Source organism: Kitasatospora sp. NPDC057965 (genome assembly GCF_042887135.1).
GTDB lineage: Bacteria > Actinomycetota > Actinomycetes > Streptomycetales > Streptomycetaceae > Kitasatospora.
This window is the reverse complement of sequence record NZ_JBHVPZ010000055.1, coordinates 1-13,679: the sequence shown is the minus strand read 5'-3', so window position 1 is coordinate 13,679 and position 13,679 is coordinate 1. Positions and strand designations below refer to the sequence as shown.

The following is a 13,679-nucleotide window of genomic DNA, read 5'->3' as shown; positions in this document are numbered from 1 at the left end:
GAAGGTGAGAGCTGCACGGACCTATTGTTACTTTGTGCCGCTCCGAAACAAAATCCGTCCCGCCGGCCCCACCGGCCGAGCATCCTCCCAGTCTCGCAGCATCGCGGCGAAATCCCCCAGCCCGTCCGCGCACTCCCTTGCCTCCTGGGGCACCGCCCGGCTCGCCCTCACCGCCTTCTTCGCCGTCGACGGCCTGCTCTTCGCCGCCTGGGTGGTGCGCATCCCGGACGTCCGCAGCCAGGTCAGCGCCTCGCACAGCACCCTCGGACTGGCCCTGCTCTGCGTCTCGGCGGGCGCCGTCGCCACCATGCCGGTCGTCGGCCGGCTCTGCCTGCGCCACGGTTCCCGGCCGGTCACCGTCGCCTCGCTCGCCCTGCTCGCGCTCTCCGTCCCGCTGCCCGCGCACACCCACTCGGTGGCCGCGCTCGGCGGCGTCCTGCTGCTCTTCGGCGCCGGCTACGGCGGGGCCAACGTGGCCATGAACAGCGCCGCCGTCGAGATCGTCGGCGAACTCGGCCGCCCGGTCATGCCCAGTTTCCACGCCGGGTACAGCCTCGGCGGCCTGCTCGGGGCGGGCGTCGGCGGCCTGCTCGCCGGCCCGCTCTCGGCCGCGCAGTGGCTCGCGCTGGCCGGACTCGCCGGACTCCTGGTCACCGTGGCCGCGGGCGTCGCGCTGCTGCGCAGCCCTGCGCCGCGACCGCTCGCCACCACCCCGACACCCCCGTCCTCCCCTTCACCCTCCACGCCCGCCGCGCCCGCCGCCGGCCGGATGCTGGTCCTGCTGCTCGGCCTCACCGCCCTGTGCACCGCGTACGGCGAGGGCGCCGTCGCCGACTGGACCACCCTGCACCTCACCGACGACGTCCACGCCGGCGCCCGGGTGGCCGCCGCCGGCTACGCGGCCTACGCGCTCGCCATGACCACCGGGCGGGTCGGCGGCACCTGGCTCTCGCTGCGCCTGGGCCAGCACCGGGTGATGGTCCTCGGGGGTCTCACCGCGGCGGCCGGGATGCTGCTGGCGGCGCTCGCGCCCCTGGTGCCGTTGGCCGTGGCCGGGTTCGTCCTGGTCGGGCTCGGCCTGGCCAACATCTTCCCGCTCGCCATCGCCCAGGCCGGTGCCGCCGGCGGTCCGCAGGCCGTCGCCCTCGCCTCGACGCTCGGCTACGCCGGCATGCTGATCGGCCCACCGGTGATCGGCTTCCTCGCCGACGCGACCAGCCTGCCGCTCGCCCTGACCACCGTCGCCGCCACCGCGACCGTCGCCGCCGTCCTGCCCCTGACCGCCCGCCGCCGCCCCCGCTGAACCGTCACCCCGCCCCCACCGGCCGTCGTGCGAGGATCACGCCATGACGAACACCACGGCTCCGGTCCGGTTCCTGCGTGCGGCCGAGCGGCCGGCCACGGCGTGGCGCAACGGGGGCGGGGTGACCAGGGTGGTCGCCGGGGAGCCCGCGGCCGGCGGGCCGGACGACTTCCGGTGGCGGGTCAGCCTCGCCGACGTCGCCACCGCCGGGCCGTTCTCCGCGTTCCCCGGCGTCGACCGGGTGATCACCGTGGTCGAGGGCCCTGGCATGGCGCTGACCGTCGACGGCGTCGAGCACCTCGTCGACGCGCCGTTCCGCCCGTTCGCCTTCTCCGGCGACTCGGCCACCGACTGCCGGCTGCTCGGCGGCCCGCTCGTCGACTTCAACGTGATGACCCGTCGCGGCCACGCCACCGCCGACCTCGTCCTCACCGAGCGGCCCGGCCCGATCGTCGTCCCGGCGGACGCCACCGTGCTGCTGGTCTGCCTCTCCGGCACCGCGACCCTCGACGGCACCGCCCTCGCCCGCTACGACGCCGCCCTCCTCACCGCCCCGGCCACCCACACCCTGATCCCCGACGGCACCACGGCCGCCCTCACCTTCCGCAGCCCGACGCGGGGCTGACGGCAGCCGCACCCGGTCGCCCGAACAGGCGCCCGGCCGAGCCCGACCAGGTCGAACCCGGCCACGGCCGGCGGCACCCGCGAGCGCCGCCGGCAGCATCCGGGTCCCGAGCCCGGACTCCGGGCCCGGGCCCCGGTCAGGCCTCCGACTCGTCCGGCAGCCGCAGGTCCCACCCGCCCAGCGCCCGCAGCTGCGCGGCCGTCACGTCGTCCGGCAGCGGCCGCGGCGGCTCGGTGCGGAACGGCGGCTGCCAGCCCTCCTCCGCCGTCCACCGGCGCACCGCCTTGGCCGGGGCGCCCGCGACCACCGTGTGGTCGGGCACCTCGCCGCGCACCACCGAGCCGGCCGCGACGACCACGTTGCGGCCCAGCCGGGCGCCGGGCAGGATCACCGCGCCGGTGCCGATCCAGCTGCCGGAGCCGATCTCCACCGGCTCGTTGCGCGGCCACTGCTTGCCGATCGGCAGGTCGGTGGCCCGGTACTCGTGCGCCTGGTCGGATATGTAGACGCCGGGGCCGGTCCACACGTCGTCGCCGAGCACGATCGACTGGTGGCCGACGATGTGGCTGTCCCGGCCGATCACGCAGCCGCCGCCGATCCGCACGATCGGATCGGGGCCGAGGTCCAGGCCGGGCAGGAAGCCCGCGCTGATGGTCACCCGTTCGCCGATGATCGAGAACGGTCCGATGGTGATCCACTGCTCGTTGAAGACCGCGCCGAGCGGGAAGGTCAGCTTCGTCCCCGCGCCCAGCTCGCCGAACCGGTACGGCCCGGGGTTCTCGCTGGACACCGCGCCCGCCCGCTGCACCCACTGCCAGCCCCGGTGGACGAGCCGGCCCGTGGCGCGCCGGCCGCCGGCGCGGGCGGCGCTGAACAGGGAACGCGTGATCGACATGCGCTCACGTTACCGGCCCGTAGGGTCCGCCCGGCGACAGGGCGGCCAAGGTCACACACCCCCGCCGCGACCGCCCCGGGGGGCCGTCGACCGGATGCGGCACCCTTCCCGATACCTCGAAAACCTGTTCGGAAGGCGATGTCCGAAGACCGCCACTGCTGACAGACTCAAAGGCATGGAGATCACCGCGCACCTCGACGTCCTGCGCCGCGAGGGCACCCTGCTCGCTGACGCCGCCGCCCGCACCGACCTCACCGCCCCCGTCCCGACCTGCCCGCAGTGGCGGCTGCGCGACCTCGTCCTGCACACCGGACAGGTGCACCGCTGGGCGACGGCCACCGTCCGGGACCGGCTGCCCGCCCCGATGGACGCCGAGCGCCAGCAGGCCGTCTGGGGGCCGGAGCCGGACGACGCCGACCTGGTCGAGTGGTTCCGCACCGGCCACGCCGCGCTGGTCGACGCGCTCACCGCCGCCCCGGCCGACCTGGACTGCTGGAGCTTCCTCCCGGGGGCCGACCCGCTCGCGTTCTGGGCCCGCCGCCAGGCGCACGAGACGGCCGTGCACCGGATCGACGCCGACGCGGCAGCCGGCACCGAGGGCCCGCACACCGACCCGGAGTTCTCCCAGGACGGCATCGACGAACTGCTGGTCGGCTTCCTGAGCCTCCCCCGCTCCAAGGTCCGCGGCGAACGGCCGCGGACGCTGCGGATCAGCGCGAGCGACGGCCCCGGCCGCTGGCTGCTGACCATCGGTCCGGAGCCGCTCACCGTCGAGCGGGCCGAGCGCGCCGAGCAGGCCGAGCGCCCGGCCGACCTGACGCTCACCGGCCCGGCCCGCGACCTCTACCTGCTGCTCTGGAACCGCCTGCCGGCCGGCACCGGGCGGGTGGTCAGCACCGGGGACGAGACCCTGCTCGACCTGTGGCGCGCGACCGCGACCATCGGCTGACGCCCCCGGGTGCCCTCCGGCGCCCGGCGAGCCCGCGGGGCGCGTCAGCGCACCCAGCGCGCCGGGCGCTTCTCGAGGAACGAGCGCATGCCCTCCTGCGCCTCCTCCGAGCCGAACAGCCGCGCCGACAGCTCCACCAGCTCGTCGGCGTCCCGCTCGAAGGAGCGCACCACCTCGGCGTTGGCGAGCCGCTTGGACTGCGCGAGACCCTGCGGCGAACCCAGCCGCAGGGCGTCCAGCAGGCCCTTGAGCGCGACCTCGGCCGCCTCCGGCGCGTCGACGGCCTGGGTGATCAGGCCGATCCGGGCGGCCTCGGCGGCGTCGAAGACCTCGCCGGTCAGGTAGTAGCGGGAGGCCGCGCGCGGGTCCAGCTTGGGGCGCAGCGGCAGCGAGATGACGGCCGGCGCGAGCCCGAGCCGGACCTCGGTGAAGGCGAAGGTGGCGGCCGGTCCGGCAAGCGCGAGGTCGGCGGCGCCGAGCAGTCCGAGCCCGCCGGCCCGGGCGTGTCCATCGATCACGGCGATGACGGGCTTGGCGCAGTCGACGATGGCCCGCTGGAGGTCGACCAGCCCGCGCGGTCCGACCGTCGGGTCGGCGCCGGTCGCCTCCGAGAGGTCCGCCCCGGCGCAGAACACCTTGCCCGTGTGGGTCAGCACGACCGCGCGCACCTCCGGGTCGGCCGCCGCCGCGGCGAGGCCGGCGGTCAGCTCGGCCATCAGCCGGGTGGAGAGCGCGTTGCGGTTGTGCGGCGAGTCGAGCGTCAGGGTGGTGACGGCGTCCTCGGTGGTGACGCGGACGAGGGGCGCTTCGCTGGTCATCGGTGCGGTCCTGCTTTCCGGCTGAGGGTGGGTCGGAACGGACGGCCCGCCTCCGGTGAACCCACGGGCGCGCCCGGACGACTCTGACATGCCCGCCCGTCCCCCGGCCAGCCCCCTCGGACCGCCGCCGCGGATCAGAGCCGTGAGGTGTCGAGGTCGAGGCCGAACGGCTCCGGCAGCGTGAGGGGTGCCCCGAACGGGTGCGGCCCGTCCTCGACGGCGCAGCCGAGCCGACCGGGCCCGCTGAACGGCGTGCAGGTGCGGGCCTGGCGGTCGGCCAGGAGGTGGAGCGGCGCCCCGTACTGGCCGTAGCGGCGGCGCTTGGCCTTCGGTGTGACGGCTCCCCCGATGATCTCGGTGCGGGCCGTGTCCACGAATCGTTCGCCTCCTGGCGGGACGCTCTCGTGACCGCAGGTACGGGGTCGGCGTACCGACGGTAAACGCCTGGTGTGGTGAGCGGGTGTCGGCCACGATGGGCGCATGACCATGGAATCGCAGCGGAGAGCCGCGGCTCTCACCCACATCGCCGAGCCGTCCGGGGTCGCTCCCGGGACGGGGTACACGCAGGTCGTCAGCGGCAGTGGGCGGCTGGTGGCCGTGTCGGGGCAGGTCGCGTTCGACGAGGAGCGGCGGCTGGTCGGGGAGGGGGACCCGAAGGCGCAGGCGCGGCAGGTGTTCGAGAACCTGCGGCGCTGTCTGGCGGCGGCGGGGGCGGACTTCTCGCACGTCGTCAAGCTGACGTACTTCGTCACCGACATGGCGTACATGCCCGCCATCCGGGAGGCCCGCAACGAGGCGCTGGGCGACCTGCCGCTGCCGGCCTCGTCCGCGGTGCAGGTCGCGGCGCTGTTCCTGCCGGAGGTGCTGATGGAGATCGAGGCCTTCGCGGTGGTCCCGGAGTAGCCCCTCGGACCCCTCTGACCCCTCAAACCCTCAGACCTCTCAACCCTCTCAGACCCCTCGGACCGCGTCCCGTCGTCCGGCCCAGCGGACGGCGGGGCCCATCGCGAGGCCGGCGGCGGCGAGCAGGGCGCCGAGGGCGGCCCAGCCGGTCAGGCCGTGGCCGATGACGGCGGTCGAGACGACGGCCGGTCCGATCATCAGGGCGGCCGCGTTGCCCGCGTTGAAGACGCCCTGGTAGGCGCCGTGGGCCCGTTCGCCGGCCAGGTCGTAGCTGAGCGCCCAGGTGCCGGCCTGGCCGAGCACCTCGCCGGCCGCCTGGAGGGCGACGCCGGTGAGCACCACCACGGCGGCGAGCGCGGCGGGTGCTCCGTGGGCGAGGGCGATCACCAGGCAGGAGGCGGCCAGGATCAGCCCGGCCCGGCCGCATGCCCGGGCGGCGGCGGCCGGGTGCTCGGTGCCGCGGGTGGCGCGGACCTGGAAGGCGATGACCAGCACGGTGTTGACGACCAGGGTGGCGGCCACGGTGATCCGCGGCGCGTCGGTGTGCTGGACGATCCACAGCGGCACGCCGACCTCCAGCATCGCGAACTGCAGGCCGAGCACCGCGCTGAGCGCGGTCACCACCAGGAACGGCCCGTCCCGCAGCGCCGGGTTGCGTTCGCGGACCGGCCGCCGCTCCGTCTCCCGCCCGCCCCGCCCGCCCCGCGGGCCCGCCGCGCCCGCGCCGGGCATCGGCAGCCGGTGGAACATCACGGCGACCGCCAGGTACGAGGCCGCGTCGGCCAGGATCGCCGTCAGGTAGCCGGTGCGCGAGTCCACCTGGAGGGCGATCGCGCCGACGCCGGTGCCGAGGCAGATCCCGACGTTGGTCACCACCCGCAGATAGGCCCGGCCCGCCACCCGCTTGTCGGCGGGCAGCACTTCGGCGTAGAGGGCGTTGCGCACGGCGGCCGCGCCCCGGTCGGCGGCGGCGACCAGGCAGGCGAGCGCCACGAACGCGGGGTAGCCGCCGACCGCGGTATAGCCGGCGGTGCCGAGGCCGGTGAGCGCGACCAGCGTCACCAGGACCGGCCGGCTCCCCCAGCGGTCGGCGGCCCGCCCGGCGGGGACGCTCGCGAGGACGCCGCACAGTCCGGCGGCGGCGAGCGCGAGGCCGAGCCGGCCGGCGCTCAGGCCGAGGTAGCGGGTGAAGAACAGCACGCCGACGGAGAGCGAGAGGCCGCTGCCGAGGGTGTTGAGCAGGGTGATCCGGGCGAGCCGGCGCACCGTCGGGTCGGGGTGCAGCAGCCGGGAGGCCCCGGTCGCGGGCAGGGCGGGGTCGGGTACGGAACTCGGTACGGGGCCGGCTGCCGGGCTCGGTGCGGCGTTCGCCGCCGGTGGGGTGGTCATGCCCACGATCCCACCCCGGCGCCGCCGCCCGGCCGTACTGATTTAGGCTCTGTCTGAAACCTCCGGGGGGCGGCGTGCACCTGTTCAGACTCGGCCTGGCCGACCTGGCCACCACCTGGTTCGCCTGCTCGCCGATCCAGGAGGCCGCGCTCAGCCTGCGGATGTGGACCCATCCGGGCGTCTACCCCCTGCAGTCCGCCGCCTTCGGGCGGCTGCGGCCGGCCTTCGAGCGGCTGGACTCCTCGCTGCTGCTCTCGCTGGTCGCCGCCAACCGCTGGATCCCGGACTTCCTGACGCCCCGCCCGGCCGTCCCGTGGCCGGACTTCCGCTCCGAGCTGGCCGCCGTCCGGGCGCTGCCGCCCGAGCAGCTGCGCGCGGAGCTGGAGCAGACGTTCCTGCCGCACCACCAGCCGCTGCCGGCTCCGCTGGCGGCGGGGCTGGCCGATCCGGCCCGGCTGCTGGCGCGGATCGCCGACGCGCTGGAGGAGTACTGGGAGCGCTGTCTGGCGCCCGCGTGGTGGCCGCAGGCGCGGGCGGTGCTGGAGGCGGACCTGGTCTACCGGTCCCGGGTGCTGGCCCAGCAGGGCGCGGCGGCGCTGTTCGCCGACCTCGACCACCGGTTGAGCTGGGCGGACGGGGTGCTGTCGGTCGACCGCCGCTGGAAGGACCTGGACGGCGAGATCACGGCGGACGGGCGGGGGCTGGTCCTGGTGCCGACCTTCTTCGCCCGTGGCGCGGTCACGATGATCGGCAACGACCGTCCGCCGCAGATCAGTTATCCGGCTCGCGGGCAGGCGGGGATGGCCGGTCCGCGGCCGCCGACACCCCCGCGCGCGCTGGAGCTGCTGCTGGGCGCGCCGAAGGCGCGGCTGCTGGCGCTGCTGGCCGAACCGGCGTCCACCACCGACCTGGCCTACCGGCTGGGCGTCACGCCGGGCGCGGTCAGCCAGCACCTGGCGGTGCTGCACGCGACCGGCCTGGTGACCCGGGCGCGGCACGGGCGTTCGGTGCTGTACCGGCGCAGCGCGCTGGGCGACGAGCTGTCCGGCCCGGCCCGCCCCGGCGGGTGAGCATCCCGCCCGCCCCTGCGGGTGCGCGTCGCGCCCGTCGCGGCGGGTGACGATCCGGGCCGCCGCCGATTTCCCGCCAACCGGCCAGTGGTACAGACCTGTTGACGCATTGGTCTGTACCTCCTACAGTGCCCATGCCCCCGTCTCCCCACGGCGCGGGCATCGAACGCTCCCCGCACCACGTACGGTTCTGCGCCACCCTGTCCAACCCCCACAGTCGCAGGGAGAACCATGTCCGTTCGAACCCGGACGCGTCGAACGCGCCACCGAGTGCTCGCGCTGCTCTCCGTCCTGCTCCTCCCACTGGCCGCGATCACCGCCCTGGCCACCCCCGCCACCGCGGCCGGCAAGCTCACCGCCGCCTTCACCAGCGAGAACAACGGCTCCTGGTGGAAGGGCACCTACATCGTCAAGAACGACAACACCACCGCCGTCAACGGCTGGACCCTGGAGTTCGACCTCCCGGCCGGCGTGACCATCCAGAACAGCTACAACGGCACCGCGACGGTCAACGGCAGCCACGTCACCGCCGTCGCCGCGTTCTACAACGCCAACGTCCCCGCGGGGAAGACGACCGAGCCGTACAGCTTCTGGTTCGTCGCCAACGGCCCGGTCGGCACCCCGACCGGATGCCGGATCAACGGCGACAAGTGCGACGGCAGTTCGGACGTCCTGCCGTCCGCCCCGGGCACCCCGACGGTGACCGACGCGACGGCCCACACGCTCGCCCTGAAGTGGCCCGCCGCGACCGGCGGCGACTTCCCGGTCGCCTCCTACGACGTGCTGAACGGCAGCACCGTGGTCGGCAGCAGCACCACCACCGACACGGTGGTCACCGGGCTGACCCCGGCGACCAGCTACACCCTGACCGTCCGCGCCAAGGACACCCGCGGCAACCTCGGTCCGGCGAGCGCGTCGGTCACCGCCTCCACCTTCGACCCGTCCACCGACCAGGTGCCGCCCACCGCGCCCACCAGCCTCCGCACCACCGCGGTGGGTTCGAGCGACGTCACGCTGGCCTGGAACGCCGCCACCGACAACCTGAAGGTCGCCGCGTACGACGTCTACCAGGACGGCACGCTGGTGCGCACGGTGACCGGCTCCACCCTGACCGCCACCGTCAGCAGCCTCTCCCCGTCCACCTCCTACACGTTCACCGTCAAGGCCCGCGACGGCGCCGACAACGCCTCCCCCGCCTCCACCCCGCTGAAGGTCACCACCTCCGACCTGGTCGGCGCCGGCAAGTACGCCCGGGTCGGCTACTTCACCCAGTGGGGCATCTACGGGCGCCAGTACTTCGTGAAGAACCTCGACACCTCGGGCAGCGCCGCCAAGCTCGACGTCATCAACTACGCCTTCGAGAACATCGACCCGGTCAACCTCACCTGCCTGGCGGGCGTCACCAAGGGCACCACGTCCAACCCGCAGGACCCCGACCAGGGCACCGGCGCGGGTGACGCCGACGCCGACTACGCCCGCCCGATGAGCGCCGCCCAGTCGGTCGACGGCGTGGCCGACGACGGCTGGGGCAAGCTGCGCGGCAACTTCAACCAGCTGAAGAAGCTCAAGGCCAAGTACCCGAACCTGAAGGTCGTCGCCTCGCTCGGCGGCTGGACCTTCTCCAAGTACTTCTCCGACGTGGCGGCCACCGACGCGTCCCGGCAGAAGTTCGTCAAGTCCTGCCTCGACATCTGGATCAAGGGCAACCTGCCGGCCTACAACGGCGCGGGCGGCGACGGCGTCGCGGCCGGCATCTTCGACGGCATCGACATCGACTGGGAGTGGCCCGGCTCGCCCGACGGCCACGCCGGCAACCACTACAGCGCCAACGACAAGGACAACCTGACCGCGCTGCTCGCCGAGTTCCGCAAGCAGCTGGACGCGCTCGGCGGCTCGCACAAGCTGCTGACCGCCTTCACCCCGGCCGACCCGGTCAAGATCAACCAGGGCTGGGACCTCTCGAAGATCTTCAACTACCTGGACATCGCCAACATCCAGGGCTACGACTTCCACGGCGCCGGCAGCGACAACTCGTGGGAGCCCAACCGCACCGGCCACCAGGGCAACCTCTACGTGGACGCCCAGGACCCGTACACCACCCACTTCAGCGTCGAGGGGGCCGTCAAGCCCTACCTGGACGCCGGGGTCAACCCGCGCAAGCTCACCATCGGCCTGGCCTTCTACGGCCGCGGCTGGCAGGGCGTGGCGGACGGCGGCGTCAAGGGCGAGTGGCAGAGCGCGACCGGCGCGGCCCCCGGCCAGTTCGCCGAGGAGGCCGGCACCCGCGGGTACAACAACCTGATCACCACCTTCCCCAGCCTCTCCGTCTACCACGACGAACAGTCGGTGGCCACCTACGGCTACACCGGCGCGGGCGGGCAGTGGTGGACCTTCGACGACGCCTGGTCGATCGGCAAGAAGACGGCCTGGCTGAAGTCCAAGGGCCTGCTCGGCGCGATGATCTGGGACATGACCGGTGACACCCCGGGCGGCACCCTGATCAACGCCGTCGACGGCGGCCTCAAGTAGCACCCGCACCGCGCGCACGCCGGGTCCGGCGGGGTACCGGCCCCGCCGGACCCGGCGTCACGTCATGCGCCGCCGGTCCGGTCCCCGCCGGCTCAGCGCGAGGCGAGGGCGGCCAGCCGGCGGGCCGAGCGGTACTGCCGCAGCACCTGGGCGAAGGTCAGGTGCCCCTGGGTGGTGCGGGCGAACGCCCGCCAGGCCGGGTCGACCAGGCAGACCGCCGCGTGGAACAGGTACGGCCTGCGCTCGAACGCGTTCAGCATCTGCTTGCCGGCCCGCATCTCCACCCCCAGGCCGGCCTTGATCGCGAAGGCGTAGTTCAGCGCCTCGCGCCGGACCTGCGCCGCCGTGCCCGCCTCGGCCACCTTGACCGCCCACTCGCCGGCCAGCCGGCCCGAGCGCAGCGCGTAGGAGATGCCCTCACGGGTCCACGGCTCCAGCAGCCCGGCCGCGTCGCCGGCCACCAGGACCCGGCCGCGCGACAGCGGCGAGTCCTCGGCCCGGCAGCGGGTCAGGTGCCCGGACTCCACGCTCGGCGGGAAGCCGGACAGGCCCAGCCGTCGGATGTAGTCGGCCAGGTACTGCTTGGTCCGCTCGCCGTCGCCGCGCGCCGAGATCACCCCGACGGTCAGGCTGGCGGACTCGGTCTTCGGGAACACCCAGCCGTAACTGCCGGGCAGCGGCCCCCAGTCGAGGTGGATCCGGCCCGCCCAGTCGGCCGCGACGTCCGCCGGGACGGGGATCTCCGCCTCCAGACCGAGGTCGATCTGGTCGAAGGAGACGCCGACGTGCCGGCCGATCCGGCTCGCGCTGCCGTCCGCGCCGACCACCGCGCGCGCCTCGAAGCTGCGCCCGTCGGAGGCGGTGACCAGCGCCGTCCGGTGCTCGCCGCCGCGCTGCTCCACCCCGGTGACGGTCACTCCGGTGACCAGCACCGCCCCGGCCTGCTTGGCCGCCTGGACCAGGCGCAGGTCGAACTCGTCCCGGTTGACCAGGCCGAACAGCATCCGCCGGGAGCGCCTGGTCCGGGTGAACCGGCCGTCGTACGCGAAGGTGACGGCGTTCACCCGGTCCTGGAGCGGCAGTCTGAAGTCCGGCGGGAGGCTGTCCCGGGAGGGGCCGATGATGCCGCCGCCGCAGGTCTTGTACCGGGGGTGCTCGGCCTTGTCGAGCAGCAGCACGCGCCGGCCCTGCACGGCCGCGGCGTGCGCGGCGGAGGAGCCGGCCGGCCCGGCGCCGACCACGACGACGTCCCAGACGCCGTCCAGCGGGCCCGGCCGGTCCGGCCCGCCGGCCTCGGCGTCGAGCGGGCTACGAGAATCGGGGCTTCCGGAGTCAGTCACGGGCAGCAATCCTATGCGGCCACCCCCTCCACCGTCGGCCGCACCGCCCCGAACGCGCGACCGAATCGCCGGTCGGGCGCAGCCGGTCGGCAGTCGGTCGGCCGCCCCCGGCGGCACCGGGCGGCCCTCCCCCGCGGCCTCCCCCGCGGGCCACCGCCGCGCGCCGCCTATGATCGGCATCACCCACCGTCAACGCCGTTCGCCCGCACCACCCCCTCGGACGGACCAGCCCTCCCCGGAGCACCCGATGTCGCAGCAGCCCCTGGCCGACGCCGTCCGGTCCCTCATGGACCGCGCCCGCACCGATCTCGCCGACCTGGTCGCCTTCCCCTCGGTCGCCGACCCGCGCCAGTTCCCGGTCGAGGAGTGCGAGAAGGCCGCCCGCTGGGTCGCCGACGCCTTCGCCGCCGAGGGACTGACGAACATCCGGCTGCTGGACACGCCCGACGGCACCCAGTCCGTCTACGGCGAGCTCCCCGGCCCGGCCGGCGCCCCGACCGTGCTGCTCTACTCGCACTACGACGTCCAGCCGCCGCTCGACGAGAACGCCTGGCTCAGCCCCGCCTTCGAGCTCACCGAGCGCGACGGCCGCTGGTACGGGCGCGGCGCCGCCGACTGCAAGGGCAACATCCTGATGCACCTGACGGCCCTTCGGGCGCTGCGCCAGGTGGACGGCGGCTACCCGGTCGGGCTGAAGGTCATCGTCGAGGGCTCGGAGGAGCAGGGCACCGGCGGTCTGGAGCGCTACGCCGAGGCCCACCCCGAGCTGCTCACCGCCGACGCCATCGTGATCGGCGACACCGGCAACTTCGCCCCCGGCCTGCCGACCGTCACCGCCTCCCTGCGCGGTATGACGGTGGTCGACGTCTCGGTCCGCACGCTGGCGGGCAACCTGCACTCCGGCGCCTTCGGCGGCGCCGCCCCGGACGCCCTGCAGGCGCTGGTCAAGGTGCTCGCCTCGCTGCACGACGAGAACGGCGACGTCGCGGTGGCCGGCCTGGCCGCCGACCAGTCCTGGAACGGGGTGCAGTACCCCGACGAGCAGTTCCGCGCCGACGCCAAGGTGCTGGACGGCGTCGCGCTGACCGGTACCGGCACCGTCGCCGACCGGCTCTGGGCCCGCCCCTCGGTCACCGTGCTCGGCATCGACGCCCCGCCGGTGATCGGAGCGACCTCCTCCGTGCAGGCGTCCGCCAAGGCCTCGGTCAGCCTGCGGGTGCCGCCGGGCATGGACACCACGGCCGCCCAGGAGGCGCTGGTCGCCCACCTGGAGAGCCGGGTGCCGTTCGGCGCGCAGATCACCGTGGAGCGGCAGGGCAACGGCGCGGCGTTCAGCGCCGACACCTCCGGTCCGGCCTACGAGGCGATGGGCGAGGCGATGGCCGAGGCCTTCGGCACCCCGATGGTGGCCTCCGGCGAGGGCGGCTCGATCCCGCTCTGCAACACGCTGCGCACCCTCTACCCGCAGGCCGAGATCATCCTGATCGGCGTCGAGGAGCCGACCACCCAGATCCACGCGGTCAACGAGAGCGTCGACCCGCTGGAGCTGGAGCGGATGGCCCTCACCGAGGCGCTGTTCCTGCGCCGCTACGCCGAGCTGCGCTCCGTCTGACACCCCGGCACCGGGCCGCGCCGTCCAGCCGGACGGCGCGGCCCGCCCCGGAGCACCGCACGCCTGCACCAACGCACCAACACGCCACCGCACGCCCGCGCGGACCGCTGCCTTCGCGCCCTACGGCCGGCCGCGCGCCCCCTCGACGCCCGCCGCGACGCCCGCCGCGCCGGTCACCGCCGCCCGGGCCAGCGCCCACCCGGCCGCGCCCACCGCCAGCCCGGCCCCCGCCCCGAAGCACAGCTC

General features: G+C 74.7%; 12 protein-coding genes. 7 read left to right on the top strand and 5 right to left on the bottom strand.

Annotated features, from left to right (window positions below):
- The first annotated feature begins 34 nt into the window (after positions 1-34).
- Together ACFVVU_RS37930 and ACFVVU_RS37925 are read left to right on the top strand one after the other, a co-directional pair.
- Complete coding sequence (locus ACFVVU_RS37930; RefSeq protein WP_387794345.1) at positions 35-1,303, top strand: MFS transporter; 1,269 nt, start codon at positions 35-37, stop codon at positions 1,301-1,303.
- Between the two features lie 43 nt (positions 1,304-1,346).
- Positions 1,347-1,928, top strand: a complete 582-nt coding sequence (locus ACFVVU_RS37925) for a HutD family protein (RefSeq protein WP_387794343.1) — start codon at positions 1,347-1,349, stop codon at positions 1,926-1,928.
- A gap of 136 nt (positions 1,929-2,064) precedes the next feature.
- Here the strand turns inward: ACFVVU_RS37925 and ACFVVU_RS37920 are convergent, their stop codons facing one another.
- Positions 2,065-2,823: an acyltransferase gene (locus ACFVVU_RS37920; protein ID WP_380682217.1), complete on the bottom strand. Its 759-nt coding sequence runs from the start codon at positions 2,821-2,823 to the stop codon at positions 2,065-2,067.
- A 175-nt stretch (positions 2,824-2,998) separates the two neighbouring features.
- Here ACFVVU_RS37920 and ACFVVU_RS37915 point away from each other — a divergent pair, with 175 nt between their 5' ends.
- The gene (locus ACFVVU_RS37915; RefSeq protein WP_387794341.1) at positions 2,999-3,772 is read left to right on the top strand and encodes a maleylpyruvate isomerase family mycothiol-dependent enzyme; all 774 of its coding nucleotides are present in this window, start codon (positions 2,999-3,001) and stop codon (positions 3,770-3,772) included.
- Between the two features lie 44 nt (positions 3,773-3,816).
- Here ACFVVU_RS37915 and ACFVVU_RS37910 read toward each other — a convergent pair whose 3' ends face one another.
- Together ACFVVU_RS37910 and ACFVVU_RS37905 are read right to left on the bottom strand one after the other, a co-directional pair.
- Entirely contained in the window at positions 3,817-4,590 is a 774-nt protein-coding gene (locus tag ACFVVU_RS37910; protein ID WP_380682219.1) for an enoyl-CoA hydratase family protein, read from the bottom strand.
- A 134-nt stretch (positions 4,591-4,724) separates the two neighbouring features.
- A complete protein-coding gene (locus ACFVVU_RS37905) occupies positions 4,725-4,964 on the bottom strand; it encodes a hypothetical protein (RefSeq protein ID WP_387794339.1) in 240 nt (79 codons plus the stop codon).
- Between the two features lie 106 nt (positions 4,965-5,070).
- Here ACFVVU_RS37905 and ACFVVU_RS37900 point away from each other — a divergent pair, with 106 nt between their 5' ends.
- On the top strand, positions 5,071-5,493 hold the full coding sequence (locus ACFVVU_RS37900; RefSeq protein WP_380682220.1) for a RidA family protein: 423 nt from the start codon (positions 5,071-5,073) through the stop codon (positions 5,491-5,493).
- A gap of 48 nt (positions 5,494-5,541) precedes the next feature.
- Here the strand turns inward: ACFVVU_RS37900 and ACFVVU_RS37895 are convergent, their stop codons facing one another.
- On the bottom strand, positions 5,542-6,882 hold the full coding sequence (locus ACFVVU_RS37895) for an MFS transporter (protein ID WP_387794337.1): 1,341 nt from the start codon (positions 6,880-6,882) through the stop codon (positions 5,542-5,544).
- Positions 6,883-6,956: 74 nt separating this feature from the next.
- On the opposite strand from ACFVVU_RS37895, the gene ACFVVU_RS37890 reads away from it, so the two are divergent.
- Complete coding sequence (locus ACFVVU_RS37890; protein ID WP_387794335.1) at positions 6,957-7,952, top strand: ArsR family transcriptional regulator; 996 nt, start codon at positions 6,957-6,959, stop codon at positions 7,950-7,952.
- 231 nt (positions 7,953-8,183) lie between these two features.
- Positions 8,184-10,481 carry a glycosyl hydrolase family 18 protein gene (locus ACFVVU_RS37885; RefSeq protein WP_387794334.1) on the top strand — a complete coding sequence of 766 codons (2,298 nt, stop codon included), beginning with the start codon at positions 8,184-8,186 and terminating at the stop codon, positions 10,479-10,481.
- 92 nt (positions 10,482-10,573) lie between these two features.
- On the opposite strand, the gene ACFVVU_RS37880 is transcribed toward ACFVVU_RS37885, so the two are convergent.
- On the bottom strand, positions 10,574-12,001 hold the full coding sequence (locus tag ACFVVU_RS37880) for a geranylgeranyl reductase family protein (protein ID WP_380715642.1): 1,428 nt from the start codon (positions 11,999-12,001) through the stop codon (positions 10,574-10,576).
- Between the two features lie 67 nt (positions 12,002-12,068).
- On the opposite strand from ACFVVU_RS37880, the gene ACFVVU_RS37875 reads away from it, so the two are divergent.
- On the top strand, positions 12,069-13,433 hold the full coding sequence (locus ACFVVU_RS37875; RefSeq protein ID WP_380689757.1) for a dipeptidase: 1,365 nt from the start codon (positions 12,069-12,071) through the stop codon (positions 13,431-13,433).
- The last annotated feature ends 246 nt before the right edge of the window (positions 13,434-13,679 follow it).

What these genes read in the sequence shown, in the direction of transcription:
- ACFVVU_RS37925 (WP_387794343.1), top strand. Translation starts at nt 1,347, where the DNA reads ATGACGAACACCACGGCTCCGGTCCGGTTCCTGCGTGCGGCCGAGCGG.
- ACFVVU_RS37920 (WP_380682217.1), bottom strand. Translation starts at nt 2,823, where the DNA reads ATGTCGATCACGCGTTCCCTGTTCAGCGCCGCCCGCGCCGGCGGCCGG.
- ACFVVU_RS37915 (WP_387794341.1), top strand. Translation starts at nt 2,999, where the DNA reads ATGGAGATCACCGCGCACCTCGACGTCCTGCGCCGCGAGGGCACCCTG.
- ACFVVU_RS37910 (WP_380682219.1), bottom strand. Translation starts at nt 4,590, where the DNA reads ATGACCAGCGAAGCGCCCCTCGTCCGCGTCACCACCGAGGACGCCGTC.
- ACFVVU_RS37900 (WP_380682220.1), top strand. Translation starts at nt 5,071, where the DNA reads ATGACCATGGAATCGCAGCGGAGAGCCGCGGCTCTCACCCACATCGCC.
- ACFVVU_RS37895 (WP_387794337.1), bottom strand. Translation starts at nt 6,882, where the DNA reads ATGACCACCCCACCGGCGGCGAACGCCGCACCGAGCCCGGCAGCCGGC.
- ACFVVU_RS37885 (WP_387794334.1), top strand. Translation starts at nt 8,184, where the DNA reads ATGTCCGTTCGAACCCGGACGCGTCGAACGCGCCACCGAGTGCTCGCG.
- ACFVVU_RS37880 (WP_380715642.1), bottom strand. Translation starts at nt 12,001, where the DNA reads ATGCCGATCATAGGCGGCGCGCGGCGGTGGCCCGCGGGGGAGGCCGCG.
- ACFVVU_RS37875 (WP_380689757.1), top strand. Translation starts at nt 12,069, where the DNA reads ATGTCGCAGCAGCCCCTGGCCGACGCCGTCCGGTCCCTCATGGACCGC.